General features: G+C 69.3%; 8 protein-coding genes. 4 read left to right on the top strand and 4 right to left on the bottom strand.

The window, feature by feature from the left end:
• The first annotated feature begins 77 nt into the window (after nucleotides 1-77).
• Nucleotides 78-1,829: an MFS transporter gene (locus KBI44_15410; GenBank protein MBP9145870.1), complete on the top strand. Its 1,752-nt coding sequence runs from the start codon at nucleotides 78-80 to the stop codon at nucleotides 1,827-1,829.
• A gap of 1,334 nt (nucleotides 1,830-3,163) precedes the next feature.
• Nucleotides 3,164-4,147 carry a hypothetical protein gene (locus KBI44_15405; protein ID MBP9145869.1) on the top strand — a complete coding sequence of 328 codons (984 nt, stop codon included), beginning with the start codon at nucleotides 3,164-3,166 and terminating at the stop codon, nucleotides 4,145-4,147.
• A gap of 144 nt (nucleotides 4,148-4,291) precedes the next feature.
• Here the strand turns inward: KBI44_15405 and KBI44_15400 are convergent, their stop codons facing one another.
• Entirely contained in the window at nucleotides 4,292-4,912 is a 621-nt protein-coding gene (locus KBI44_15400; protein ID MBP9145868.1) for a hypothetical protein, read from the bottom strand.
• A 162-nt stretch (nucleotides 4,913-5,074) separates the two neighbouring features.
• Here KBI44_15400 and KBI44_15395 point away from each other — a divergent pair, with 162 nt between their 5' ends.
• Nucleotides 5,075-6,121 (top strand): hypothetical protein, encoded by a 1,047-nt coding sequence (locus KBI44_15395; GenBank protein MBP9145867.1) that lies wholly within the window; start codon nucleotides 5,075-5,077, stop codon nucleotides 6,119-6,121.
• On the opposite strand, the gene KBI44_15390 is transcribed toward KBI44_15395, so the two are convergent.
• The 3 genes from KBI44_15390 to KBI44_15380 all read right to left on the bottom strand — a co-directional run bounded on the left by KBI44_15390 (nucleotide 6,046) and on the right by KBI44_15380 (nucleotide 10,357).
• Complete coding sequence (locus KBI44_15390) at nucleotides 6,046-7,197, bottom strand: hypothetical protein (protein ID MBP9145866.1); 1,152 nt, start codon at nucleotides 7,195-7,197, stop codon at nucleotides 6,046-6,048. The genes KBI44_15395 and KBI44_15390 overlap by 76 nt on opposite strands.
• Nucleotides 7,194-8,516 (bottom strand): hypothetical protein, encoded by a 1,323-nt coding sequence (locus KBI44_15385; GenBank protein ID MBP9145865.1) that lies wholly within the window; start codon nucleotides 8,514-8,516, stop codon nucleotides 7,194-7,196. The genes KBI44_15390 and KBI44_15385 overlap by 4 nt, the downstream gene beginning before the upstream one ends.
• 266 nt (nucleotides 8,517-8,782) lie before the next feature.
• Nucleotides 8,783-10,357, bottom strand: a complete 1,575-nt coding sequence (locus KBI44_15380; GenBank protein MBP9145864.1) for an FG-GAP repeat protein — start codon at nucleotides 10,355-10,357, stop codon at nucleotides 8,783-8,785.
• A gap of 189 nt (nucleotides 10,358-10,546) precedes the next feature.
• On the opposite strand from KBI44_15380, the gene KBI44_15375 reads away from it, so the two are divergent.
• Nucleotides 10,547-13,381: hypothetical protein (locus KBI44_15375; protein ID MBP9145863.1), on the top strand; the 2,835-nt coding region annotated here is incomplete at its 3' end.

Raw genomic sequence — 13,381 nt, 5'->3', positions numbered from 1 at the left:
GATAGGGCGTTCCACGCAACGACACTTTGCATCGATTGCGTCTTGCGCCCTATGTCCTGCCGCGCTACCTTGAAGCCATGCTCCAGCCGACCCGCGCAACGCCCGCTGCGACGACCCACGCAGAGCCTCCTCGTCCGCCATCGGCGCGCTGGGCTCTCGCCGCCCTCGCGCTCTCCATGCTGCTCGCTGCGCTCGGAACGAGTATCGCCAACGTCGCCCTGCCGACGATCGCGCAGGAGTTCGCCGCCTCGTTCCAGGCAGTCCAGTGGGTCGTGCTGGCCTACCTCCTCGCCGTCACCACGCTGATCGTCGGCGTCGGCCGGCTCGGCGACCTCTTCGGCCGCCGCGGGATGCTCCTCGCCGGGATTGCCCTGTTCACGCTGGCATCGATCGGTTGCGGCGTCGCGCCGGGGCTCGGATGGCTGATCGCCGCGCGCGCGGTTCAGGGGCTCGGCGCGGCCTTCCTTCTCGCCCTTTCTCTCGCCTTCGTCGGCGAGGTCGTTCCGCCAGAAAGGACCGGCAGCGCCATGGGGCTGCTCGGATCGATGTCCGCGCTCGGCACCGCTCTCGGTCCCTCGCTCGGCGGCCTTCTGGTCGCTGGTCCCGGCTGGCGGGCGATCTTTCTCCTGCAGGCACCGCTCGGTCTTCTGGCCTGGTGGCTCGCCCGTCGCAACCTCCCCGCCACTGCCGCGAGATCCGGCGCGGCTCGCTCCGGCTTCGACCTCGCCGGTACGCTCCTGCTGGCGCTGGCGCTCGCGGCCTACGCCCTCGCCATGACGCTCGGACGCGGCAGCTTCGGCCCGCTCAACCTCGCGCTGATTCTGGCTGCAGCGTGCCTCGCCGCTCTCTTCGTGCAGGTCGAGCGGCGCTCGCCTTCGCCGCTCGTCCGGCTGGCGATGTTCCGCGAGGCGACGCTGCGTGCAGGACTCGCCTCGAGCGCGCTCGTCTCTACCGTGATCATGGCGACGATGGTCGTCGGTCCGTTCTACCTCTCTCGCACGCTCGCGCTCGACGCGGTCCGCGTCGGACTCCTGCTCTCGCTCGGCCCGCTGGTCGCCGCCCTCACCGCCGTGCCAGCCGGACGGATCGCGGACCGCTTCGGAGCGTCACGCATGACACTCGCCGGCCTCGGCGCGATGGCGGCCGGTGCTGCGGCCCTGGCGTTGCTCCCGGCCACGCTGGGGGCGCCCGGCTACCTCGCTCCCATCGTCGTCGTCACCGCCGGCTACGCGCTCTTCCAGACGGCCAACAACACCACCGTGCTGTCGAACCTGGCTCCGGACCAACGGGGGTTCGTCTCGGGCCTGCTCAATCTGTCGCGCAACCTGGGACTGATCACCGGGGCTTCGTTCATGGGAGCGGTCTTCACGCTCGCGTCGTCGACGAACGACCTCGCGACCGCACCCCCGATTGCCGTCGCCATGGGCATGCGGAGCACCTTCGCCGTGGCGGCGGTCCTGATCGTCGTCGCGCTCGGCGTCACCGGCCGGAGCCGACCGGCGGCGGCCTCAGAGCACCTCGCTCGACCAGAGCAGCGTATGGCCGGCTTCGAAGCCGTCGGCGAAGAACTCCCGGTCGGCGCCCGGCGCGCCGGCGCGCTCGTGGGCGCCGATATCGCAGCCGTCGCTGGCGGAGCCGTTGGGGACCGGCGCGAGATCGACCCGGCGGAGGCCGGCCCCGGCGTCGCCGTAGCGACGCTGGTCGCCGGTCGAGCCCGGGCACGAGCCGGCGTCGATCGCCGGCGAGAGCGGCGAAAGCAGCGGGCGGTGGGTCGCCAGCGCTTCATCGCCCCAGTTGTTCAGGATGTCGAGCCGCGGATCGAGCGGTGAGGCCGCCGAGCCGACATAGTCGTCCTCGGCGTTCGGCAGGCCGCCGCCGACCGTGCCGGTCGCGCCGGCATTCGAGCCGATCAGGTTGAAGCCGGAGCTCTGCCAGTCGACGAGCGCACCGTTGCTGAAATAGAGGTCGGGGACGATCGTGCCGCCGCCATCGACGTTCGCGGCCAGGATCGAGTTGCGCAGCACGAGCGTCGCCGTGGAGGCCCCCTGCGGCACCACGCTCAGGCCACCGCCGTCTCCCGAGCCGTCGGCGTCGAGATTCGCCGTGTTGAAGGCGATCGTCGAGTCGGTGATCGAGAGCGTGGCGTCGGCCGAACCGACGTTGAAGTGGATCGCCCCGCCCGCGCCGTCGGCGGAGTTGCCCGAGAACGTCACGCGGTCGAGCGCGAGCTCGGCGTTCTGGACCGCCACCGCGCCGCCGTTGAAATTGTCGGCGGTGTTGGCTGCGACTACCGAGCGGCGGATCGAGACCGCGGCGCCGGGTCCGAGAATACGAAGTGCCCCGCCACCCGCAGCTCCGGAGCTCGTGTTGCCCCAGATCTCGCAGTCGACGATCAGGGCCGAGGCCGGCTGCGCGAGGGTCCCGGCGACCCAGATCGCGCCACCCCCAACCGTGGCCGTGTTTCCAATCATGCGGACCCGCCGCAGCTCGGCGTGGGTGCCCGTTCCGACGACCAGCGCGCCGCCGCCGGCTCCGGCGCCGTTGACCAGCATCAGATCCTCGGCGCCGAACCAGACCCCCGGCGTGTTCGTGCTGACGTCGAGGATCGGCCAGAGGCTCTGCCCGTCGAGCTCGACGTCGCCCGAAGCTGGTCCGCGCAGCAGCACCGAGGAGTCGATCGGCGGCAACGCCGCCTGCAACGCGATCGTCGCCGGTAGCGATACGAGGTCGAAGACGATCCGGTCCGGCCCCGAGCCCGCCGGGCAGCCGTTGTAGGTCGCGTCGTCGTTGGCGGCGAAGATCGCTTCGCGCAGCGAGCAGAAGCCGTCGTCGAGATCGACATCCACCTCGGTCGTGACCGGAATCGTCGCCGCCACGAGCGGCGCGGCGGCGGAGAGCAGCAGGGCGAGACAACAGGTCAGGGCGCAGCGCACGGGCATGGGGTTCTCCTTCATGAGGGATGGCGTAGTCCGTCGCCACGACTGGACATCGAGGGGCCCGCGTCGGCCGTTCGCCCGGACCCGCCCCGGGTCGACGGGGCGTCGGGTCCATCGCGGCCAACCGTTCTGTAACGCCTGCTTCGTCGGTGTGACTGAGACTCTCGAGCACGGGTGTGCGTCAGACCCGGCGCATCCCCTGCCCGCCAACGAGTGGGAGGTTCGACATGACCATCACGTGCCGGCAGACGTTCTCCCGGGCAACGGCAGCGTCGGCGGCATCTGCGGCATCGGCAGGTTGGGCAGCCGTGCTCGCCGTCCTGGGGCTGGTGGTTCCGGCACCGGGGCACGCAGCGACCATGCTCTCCTTCGTCCACCAGGCGACGGCGGGCAATGTTTCGGGCTCTTTCACCGAGATCGACCATCCCCAGCTCAACGACCGACCCGACGCCCGAGTTTTCGTCGCCCAGGCGTGGAACGAGCTCCTCGGCCACGGCGGCGAGAACCCCCGCGCGGTCGCGCCGCGGTACGACGTCGACTTCTCCAACCAGGGCCGCTGGAGCATCTTCAACCAGGACTTCACAGCCATGGAGGTCGGGCTGGCGTTCCACGTCGTGGTCACGGACGACACCGCTCCGAGCTTCCTCCATTTGACGCACGACGACAACGCGACCGGAATCGGATCGACGGTCCACTGCCCCCCAGATCACGCAACGACCTGTCTCGGCGCCACTCCCGAGCTCCTGCACGGACATACCCTCGACGCCTGGGGATTCCGGGGGGCCAGGTTCCTGGTTCCGACCTCCATGCTCTTCTCGCCTCCCAACTTGCTCCTGCGGGCGGAGTCCGGCTCCTTCTCCGACATGATTCTCGGGGCGCTGTTCTGGGTCCTGCTCGGCGACGAACTGGCGGACGGGGATTGGACCTTCCAGCACACCGCCACCGCCGCCACGATCGCCCACCGCACGACGCGGCTCGACGACCCGCGACTGAACGCCGAGCCCGGCGCCGTTCTCTTCGTGTCGAGGGCAGGCCCCATCGGCCCCCCCCTGGACGAGCAGATCGGAGTGTTCTACAGCTCCGACACCGGCTCCTGGTCGGTGTTCCACGAGGGGCCGACGCCCATGGGCGAAGGGGAGCGGTTCGTCGTTCTCGTCGCCCCGCTCTTCACCGACGGCTTCGAGTCCGGCGGCCTGTCCTGGTGGCAGTGAGAGCCGATCCGCCGCGCTCCCGGATCCATGCCTGGGCGGAGGATTCTGAACCGCGCGCCCCAACGTGCAGCGAGTTTGCGCGCTTCGAGATCGGATCGGCCGAAGGCGGTCCATCCTCCGGTCGGGCTGAAACAGGTGGAGACCCTAGTCGGAAATCACCGCGCTCCAGCGGCAGGTGAGGCTGTTCTCGAAGCCGTCGAAGAACAGCAGCGGCTCGGTGCCCAACCAGGCGCGGTCGGCCCAGATGTTCGCCCCATCCGGGCTCAGAACGGAGCCGAAGTTGGCGTAGACGGCGGCGGACGCAGCGCCGACCGGCACCGTGGCCGAGTCGTGGAACCGTTGCCACGTCGTGTCGAGGGGGCTGATGGGGCTATCGATCGTTTGCAGCTCGGTGCCGGCGCACTCCGGTCCGGGAAGGAACGTGAAACGAAACGACCCGGCCACGAACGCGCGGCTCGACAGGGCCTGCATCGATGCGTGGAGGGTCTCCCCGGCGGTGACGTCGACGCACTGCGCGACGTAGCTGAACAGGACCGGCATGGAGAAGGGCGCGTTCGCCGACCCGGAACCGGGGCAACTGTCGGCGTCGATCGCCGAATGCCCTCCCGTCGAAACCCAGGGCGCGAGGACGTCGTCGAGCTCCGGGTTCTGGAAGCGGTTCGCCGGTTGGGCTTGCGCCCTGGACGCGATCGCTGCGCGGGCGAGAGCGGCGAGCGCCACCGCTCGTGCGGGCTCGGCGAAGAGCGCCGACAGGGGGTGAAGCAAACCGGACCAAGAGCCTGCAGTCGTCCAAAGCCGGCGCGTGGCGGGAGTTCTTGTTCTCGTGCTCCACTGCGCGTAAACCGAACGGCTGGAGGCTCATCGGGGATTCTCAGGCATGGGCTGTCCAGGTGCTACTGTCGAGCTGGTTTCGTTCGGAAGCCCTCGATGAAGAAAGCCCGGCTCCTGCTTCTGCTCGTCCTGGCCTTGCCGCCCGGCGCGCGCGGCGAGACGATCTACGCCGTCACCGGCAGTTCGGGCTACCCATCTGACTTCGCCCTCCTGCGATTCGACAGCGCCTCGCCCGGGGTAATGCAGCGGATCGTGCCCATCACCGGCGATCTCTGGGGTACCGAGGCCTCCCTCGAGCTCGACCCTACGGATGGGACGCTGTACGCGTTCGCATTCTGGCAATGTCAGGTCCTCTGCCCATACGAACCGGTGAGACCGTTCATCCTCGACCCCGAGACCGGCGCTTCGTCGTCGGCCGACTGGCCCGGTCTTCCCTTCACGGAGGGGTGGGCGTCGGACAAGGACATCCATCCGCTCACCCACGAGCTGCGATTCTTCGGGCCGGGGAATCAGAACTACCGCTACTCGCTCGACACGCTGGACCTTCATGTCGACGCCCCACTCGACTATCCGGGTAGTGGCTACGCGATAGCCCATTCGCCGGGCGGATTGGATGGCATGGGAATCGAGACGTTCGCTCTGGGATATCCGACTGAGCCCGGAGACGATCTTTACCTCTTGCGCATCGGCGGCCCTGGTGGCAAGCCGAGCGCGAACTCCGGAGAAGTCACGGTGATCGGCCCGGTGGACGCGAGAGGTGGGGTCCGGGGATTCGACATCTCGTCTTCCGGAGCGGCCTACTTCTCCACCCACGAATACGCCTATGGGTCGGGAGACGTCAGTCGCCTCTACTCCGTCGATCTCCAGAGCGGAGCGACGCAGGAGCTCGGCGAGATCGCAGTTCCGGGCTGGACGAGCATCACCGGCATCGCCGTCGCGCCGCTCGGTCCTGGAGTCGTGGAGATTCCGGCCCTTTCGCGCACCGGTCTGGCTGCCCTGGCGCTGCTGGTGACGAGCGTCGCGTTGCGAAGGTTCGCAGCGCCGTCCTCAGGGAGTGCGCCGCGTCTTCACGGCGCCGTCGAGCTCCAGAGCGAGCTGTCGCCGCTCGCGAAGCCGTCGGCGAAGAGCAGGGTGGAGGGCTGAAGCCGCAGGGCGAAGCAGTTGTCGTCGACGTCGTTGCAGGTGACGAAGACCTGGCTCCGGGTCGAGTAGCGGAAGCGGCCGAAGGTGCCCTGGGGGATGGCCGCCGGCCCACCGGGATGGCTCACCGTCGTGCAGACCCGCGTGTCCGGGTTCAGGAGTTGGACGGAGTCTCCACCGCTCCATGCCACCAGCCGGTCGAGCTGGGGATCGTAGTCCCAGCCGGCGGCGTAGGTATCCATGAACGTGCAACCTGTCGTGGCACCGCTCTGCCGCGTCAGCATTCCAGTGGCGCTGCTGATGTCGTACCAGTAGAGGGTCCGATTGTCGGTGGCGTAGTAGAAATAGCGGCGGCGCACCGGGTCGATGACGCCCGACTTGTAGTCGCCGGGCCCCTGGAGGTTTTCGGCCCGCAGGGTCCACTGATCGGTCGCAGGGTTGTAGCTGTAAAGGTCGTAGTCGTCGTGGGCGTAGACCAGCGCGGTCGGCGCATCGACGGCGAGCGACAGACCGAAGCCGGTCCGAGGGCCGCCGACGTAACTCCTCTCGGTCCAGTTGTCCCCCGCCGGGTCGAACGTCCAGGCGTCGTCGATGAAGTAGCCGCACTGCCACCTCGAGCCTCCGACCAGGAAGATCCGATGGAGACCCGGCAGCCAGGCGAGGTGCTGGTAGGTGTGGCGCGACACCGGCCTGCCATCGGCGTAGATGCCGTCGAACAGGCAGCCGTCGCGCACCGGCGTCGAGGGCTCGTTGATCCGCGTCAGCGTGAGGCTCCCGAGGTCGAGCAGGTACCACTCGTTGCCGGCGTAGCCGCCGTGCCCGCCGCCGGAGATGTACATGCGGTCGCCGGCGGCATCGAACGCGGCGCCCGACCAGTCCTCGGTGACCGCCGCGCAGCCCTCGACCCCCTGAATCTCCGGATACTGCGCCGGGCTGGGACAGACCGCGCGCAGCCGCGTCTCCGCCAGCTCGTGCCAGCCGAGCCCGGGCGGAATCTCAGCCGCACCGGCGGCGCTCGCGGTGCTCCCAGCGAGCGCGGCGAGGCATGGGAGAACAAAGAGAATCCGGCGTCGATTCATGGCACCTCCCCGGCCCACGCCGCGGCATCCCCACTCTCGAAGCCGTCGTTGAAGAGGGCGATGGCGCCCGTCGCGAGCTCGTTCAGATAGACCTCCACCCAGGCGTAGCCACCGGGATGGAGCTGGGCCGAGTCCAGGGGGTTGGCCGGGGAGAGGCCGTGGGCGAGCTCCCAGCTGTCGGCGATCCCGTCGAGGTCGACATCCACCGGGAGCGCCGGCGGCGGCAGCGCGGTGTTGAGTGGATCGCCCAGGTTGCCGAGCGTGCCGGTGCCGGAACGTGCTTCGGCGACGGTGCGCGTGGTCATGGCGTCCCGGGGCCAGGAGCCGGCGCGATTCGGCACCTGGTTCCAGGCCAAGGTGGCCGAACTGGTGGTGATCGGAGGGAAGGGATGCGGTTCGTCGAGAAACGTCGGATTGGAGTAGATCGACAGGATCGACTGGCCGGGGTAGAGGTTGTCCGTCATGAAGAGCGTGCCGTCGAGTCCGAACAGCATCGAGTCCGCCGGAGTATCGGGTCCGCTCCTGGCGAAGTTGCCGACGAGGTTGAAGTTCGTTCCCTCCCCGGGTGGGAGGTCCTGGCGGTAGATCTGCTGGAAACCGCAGTTGTAGAACACATTGTTGCGCAGGTCGACCTTCACACCGTCCCCCGGCACTGCGCCGCTGCCGGACCAATGAAACTGGGCACCGCAGCGGCCGCCGTGATGGGCGCTGAAGTTGTGGTGAAAGCTCACCTGGCTCGTCGGCCGGTAGGCGATGAGCCAGCCGTAGTTCTGGCTGCCCGCGCCGCTCATGCTGTTGGTGACCGTCGACCACTGCACGGTGAAGTCGTGGCTGGCGTCGATGTCGAAGGTCTCGTCGGCGCCGCCGGACATGTCGCAGTGGTCGATGACCAGGTTGTAGACCGGGTTGAAGGCGAAGGTGTCGCCGGCCTGGGCGCGGATGCGGAGGAAGCGGAAGATGGCGTCGTGGAAGTTCGTCTGATAGTTGGTGATCGCGCCGTTCACCAGGGTGATCCCGCCGGGGCTGCTCTGCCCCAGGACGGTGACGTAGCTCTGCGCTTCGGTGAGGGTGATGTCGCCCCCGAGGTCGATCACCCCCGACACCCGGAAGACGAGGATGCGGGGGCCGGGGGTCATCATGGCCGCACGAAAGGAGCCCGACCCCGAGCCGGCGAGCGTCGTCACCACCAGCACGGGCCCACCCCGGCCGCCCGGAGTCTGGGTACCGAAGCCCTCGGCGCCGGGAAAAGCCGGCAGGGCATGGGCGGAAATCGGCGAGAGGAGAACCAGGCCCAGGAACGCACTCGAGAGTCGGGCCATCGCAGGAAGAGATCGAGGGCTTTTCATGGCGGAAGGGTCGGCCCCCCTGGTCGTGAAGGGTTCGCAAGAAAGTGCGCGACCGGTATACCGCGATCCGCCGGAAGGGACGGTGAAGGGCTTCACAAACGCCGCGCTGAAGACCGCGCGCAGCGGCTCCGAGGCGGGCTCGGGATCGCAGGACGGCTTTGCCGATTCGGAGTCGCCCGCAGGCATCGCTGCATTGGCGAAAGGGCGAAATGGGGAAATGGCGAAATGGCGAAAGTACGTCAGGGAACGGTCGAGCTCCACTTCCAGTGCGTGCCGGTCTCGAAGCCGTCGCCGAAGATCCAGTTCGGCTTCGAGCCGTGGAAGATCTGCACGATGCCGGTCTTCGCGGCACCGTTCCATTCGGCGCCGGGTGCACCGACAGCCAGGTCGTCGATACCGTCCTTGTTGAAATCGCCGGCGGCGAGGGCGGCGCCGAACAGGTCTTCGAAGAGCGGGGCGAAGCCGATCTCTGCCCCCCAATGGAAGAGCTGGTCGGCTCCGAGCGGGCCGTTGTTGTTGCTCTGGACGACCTGCACCAATCCCGCTTCGATGACCTCATCGTCCGTGCCGTCGAAGAGATCCTCTTCCGGGACACCGAAGGCAACGTCGGCGTTGCCGTCACGGTTGAAGTCGCCCGTGGAGATCACCTGGCCGAACATGTCCCAGAGCTCGGCGGCGTCGGCGTACCCGTTGGCGCCCTGGGCGAGCGCTGGGGGGCCGTCCCAGTTCGCGCCCCCCGACATGTACACGCCCTGGCTTCCTCTCCCGGGGAGCCCCCAGATGGCCTGGTCGTAACCCTCGCCTTCGAAGTCGCCGGCCGCGACGCTGTACCCCCTGAGTCCGGACCCTCCCGCCGCGGAGGCATGCGACTCGATCGTGCCGCTGCTCGCGATCCTCCAGACCGCCCCGTTGCGGGCGGCCCCGGGGTCGCCCCCCACCGGCGCCCGGGGAGCGCCGACCAGAAGGTCGCCGGCGCCGGTCTGGTCCAGGTTGCCACACGCCAGCGAGAAGCCGAAGAGGTCCTCGAGCGCGTCGTCGGGCGAGTCGCGGTACACGGCGCCCGAGGGCGTCACACCGCTCGCGTAGCCGGGCAGCTCGATGATCGCCCCCGAGCGCGTCGGCGGGTCGACGATGGAGCTCGGGATCCCGATCACGAGCTCGTCGCGCCCGTCACCGTTCCGGTCGCAGGCGACGAGAGCGGCGCCGAAGCGGCCGTCGCGCTCGAGGGCGTAGACGCCGACGCCGAACGACATCCCGCTCACGATGGAGTTCGCTGGCGCGGGTACCAGACCCGCGGCACTGCCGACGAAAATATGGACGGCACCGGCATTCGAGACGCCGTCGAGGTCTTCGAACGGCACGCCGACCGCCAGGTCGGCGTAGTGGTCGCCGTTCCAGTCGCCGGCCGCGAGAGCACCGCCGAACTGGTCGCCCGCTTCGGCGAGATCCTCGACGCCCGGGGAATCCTGGTGGAATCCCTGGTCCGCGAGCGGCCCCTTGCCGACGCCGAGAGCGCTGCCGAAGAGGATCACGACGCCGCCCGCATTGCTGATCACTCCGACGTCTTCGCCCGGAGTCCCGACCGCGAGATCGTCCCAGCCGTCGCCGTTCCAGTCGCCGGCCGCCAGCGTCTGGCCGAAGGAGTCGCCCGCCTCGACCAGGCCACCGGCGTCGGACTGGAAGACCCGGTAGTTGCCGGTGAGCGTGAGCTGGGCGCCGAGCGGTACCGCAGCGAGCCAGGCGAGGAGCATGGAAACCGGCATGGTGCAGGCGAACCTGCACGGCGAGGCGGCAACGAGGGTCGATCGGAGCATGGCGGTCCTCCCCGGTGGTCGGGATTCGTGGCTTCGCTCCCTTTTGTACCGCCGGTCAGCCCGTCGTTACGTGCGCTCGCGAGGGGTCAGCCCCGCACATCACGCCCGGGAAGCGGCGCAAGGTCCTTGAGGCGGACGAGGGCCTGTTAGTCTCCCCGACGATCCGGAGATCCGGACCAAGGGGGCGGCGTGAAGAGGAGTCTTCGGGTCGGTGGGCTGGCGGTTGTGGCACTGCTGTGGCAGCTCGGCGGCGCGGCGGGCGGATGGGCAGGCAGCTCCGTCGTGGCCGATCCCGCCATCCCGGTCGAGTTCTTCAGGCAGGTTGCGCGCGTCGAGCAGAGCGCGACGCTCGATGCCCTGCTCGGCTTTCCCGCGGGCGGGCGCTCGGCGACGTTCGAGGAGATCGGGCGTTGCCTCGAGACCTGGGCGCGGACGAGCGATCGCGTCCGGCTCGTCGAGCACGGCCGCACCTGGGAGGGGCGGCCGCTCCGGCATCTCATCGTCTCCTCGCCGGAGAATCTCGCGCGTCTGGACGAGATCCGCGACGGCTGGAATCGGGTCGCCGACCCGAGAGATCTCGCCGCGGCCGACGCCGAGTCGCTCGCGGACAACTTGCCCGCTGTCGCCTGGCTGGCCTTCTCCATTCACGGCGACGAGGTGTCGCCGGCCGATGCGGCACTGGTCCTCGCCGATCACTTGATCGCCAGCCGCGACCCGGAGGTCGCGGGCCTGTTGCGCGATCTCGTGGTGATCTTCGATCCGGTTCAGAACCCCGACGGCCGCGAGAGGTTTCTGGCGCGGGTACGCGAAACCACCGGCGCGCAGTCCAATCGCGACACCCAGTCGGTCCAACAGAACGGCATCTGGCCGTGGGGCCGCACCAACCACTACCTCTTCGATCTCAACCGCGACTGGGTCTTCGCCACGCAGCCCGAGACCCGCGCCCGCATCCAGGCGCAATCGGGCTGGCGGCCGCTCTTTTTCCTCGACGTCCACGAGATGGGCATCGACTCGACTTATCTCTTCTATCCGCCGCGCCCACCGTTCAATCCGTTCCTGCCGGCGAACGCGGTGGCGTGGTGGAACCGGTTCGGCCGCGACGAGGCCGTCGCGTTCGACCGCGAGGGCTGGCGGTACTACACCGGTGAATGGGCCGACTGGTGGTTTCCGGGCTACTCCGATTCCTTCGCAACGCTGCGCGGGGCGGTGGGTATCCTCCACGAACAGGCGGGCATCACCAGCGGCACCGTGCGCCTCGAGAATGGGGAGCTTCTCACCTATCGCGAGGCCGTCGCCCATCAGGTCACGGCGGCTTGGGCGAACCTCAGGACGTTGGCCGCAAATCGCGGGGAGATTGCCCGCGACTTCGCGCGCGAGCGTCGACGAGCCGCAGCTCCCGGCGGACCGCTCGACGGTTGGACCCTGGCGATCGTTCCCGACGGCAATGGCACCCGGCTCCTGCGCTTCATCGAAGCGGTGAGGCGCTTGGGGGGCGAAGTGGAGCGCACCACGAGCGCGGTATCCGTGCAGGCCCGTGACCCGCTCGGGCGCAGCCGCGACACACGGCTTCCGGCGGGCACCCTCCTGGTGCGCGGCCGTCAGCCCGACGGCGCGCTCCTGCGCGCGACGCTCGACTTCGACCTGCCGCTGCCGCGCGAAATTCTCGCCCGCGAGCGCGCCCTGCTCGTGGAGGGAAAGAACAGCCTGCTCTACGACATCAGCGGGTGGAGCTTGCCGCTGCTCTATGGGCTCGACGCCTACGAGATCGAAGCGGAGGTCGCGGTCGCGAGCGTACGAGTCGATTCCGCGACGGCGAGGGAGGAAGTGCCGGCAAGGTCCCCTGCGGCCGGGCCAGCGCTGCCCGTGCCGGTCGCCTGGGTCCTCGACGGCGCCGACGACGGCTCGGTCCGCGCGGCGGTGAGGCTGCTCGAAGCGGGACTCGAGGTGCGCATCGCGAACAAGGCCTTCGAGCTCGACGGCGGAACGTTCGCGCGCGGCTCACTCCTGGTGCAGCGCGACGACAATCGGGAGCGGGCGGACAACCTCGCGACCCGGGTGCGCGAGGTGGCGGACGAACTGGGCCTCGTGGCGCGCCCCCTCTTGACCGGCTTCGGCGACGGCGAGCTCCCCGATCTCGGCGGTGAGCACTTCATCCTTCTCGAGCGTCCGCGGGTGGCGCTCGTCGGCCACGGCGAAGCGGACACGACGACCTACGGTGCGCTCTGGCACGCGCTCGATCGTGAAATCGGCACGCCGCTCTCGCTGCTCGAGAGCCGCGCCATCGACTCCGCGGACCTGCGGCGCTACAACGTTCTGGTTCTCGCGCCTGGAGTCGAGATCGGAGAGGTGCGTGCCGCGAAGCTCAAGTCGTGGATCGAAGGCGGCGGCACCCTGATTGCGGTTGCGGGCGCCGCCGACGCCATCGCGCGCGAGAAGGCCGGGATCACCAGCGCGCGCCGTCTCGACGACGTTTCGGAGGAGCTCGCGCTCTACCGGGCGGAGCTCGTAGCGGAATGGAACGATCGCCTGGCGGGGCCGCGAGACACAGCGGTCACCCGAGCCCTCGCCTTTTCCGCCGCGACGGCGCCGACGCCCATGGTCTCCGCCGGGAAGGGACCCGCGGCTGGCGAGAGGCCGTCCAAAGAGGAGCGCGAACGCCTCGAGTCGCGGGCCGCGCGATTCGCACCACTCGGCACCCTGCTCGCCGGTCGGGTCGACGCGGAGCACTGGCTGACCGTCGGCGCACCGGCCGTGCTGCCGATCTTCGTGGCCAACGATCCGGTACTCCTCGCGAAGTCACCGGCCGAGGCTCCCGTGCGCTTTGGCGTCGCTCTTCCTTCCGCTGCGGGCACGACGGCTCGTCCGGCGGCGACAGGCGGATCGGCAACCGAGGACGCATGGAAGCCCCTCGGCTGGAGCGCGGTTCCGGCCGGGCATGATCTGGCGCTGCGGCTCTCCGGACTCCTCTGGCCCGAGGCCGGAGAGCGCTTCGCGAACGCGGCATACGTCGTCCGCGAGCGCGTG

It is taken from the genome of Thermoanaerobaculia bacterium (assembly GCA_018057705.1).
Lineage (GTDB): Bacteria > Acidobacteriota > Thermoanaerobaculia > Multivoradales > JAGPDF01 > JAGPDF01.
Note: the sequence above shows the minus strand (reverse complement) of the source record. Positions and strands in the feature narration are given on the sequence as shown.

Coding starts and splice junctions, on each gene's coding strand:
- KBI44_15385 (MBP9145865.1), bottom strand. CDS start 8,516: ATGGCCCGACTCTCGAGTGCGTTCCTGGGCCTGGTTCTCCTCTCGCCG.
- KBI44_15390 (MBP9145866.1), bottom strand. CDS start 7,197: ATGAATCGACGCCGGATTCTCTTTGTTCTCCCATGCCTCGCCGCGCTC.
- KBI44_15405 (MBP9145869.1), top strand. CDS start 3,164: ATGACCATCACGTGCCGGCAGACGTTCTCCCGGGCAACGGCAGCGTCG.
- KBI44_15380 (MBP9145864.1), bottom strand. CDS start 10,357: ATGCTCCGATCGACCCTCGTTGCCGCCTCGCCGTGCAGGTTCGCCTGC.
- KBI44_15410 (MBP9145870.1), top strand. CDS start 78: ATGCTCCAGCCGACCCGCGCAACGCCCGCTGCGACGACCCACGCAGAG.
- KBI44_15395 (MBP9145867.1), top strand. CDS start 5,075: ATGAAGAAAGCCCGGCTCCTGCTTCTGCTCGTCCTGGCCTTGCCGCCC.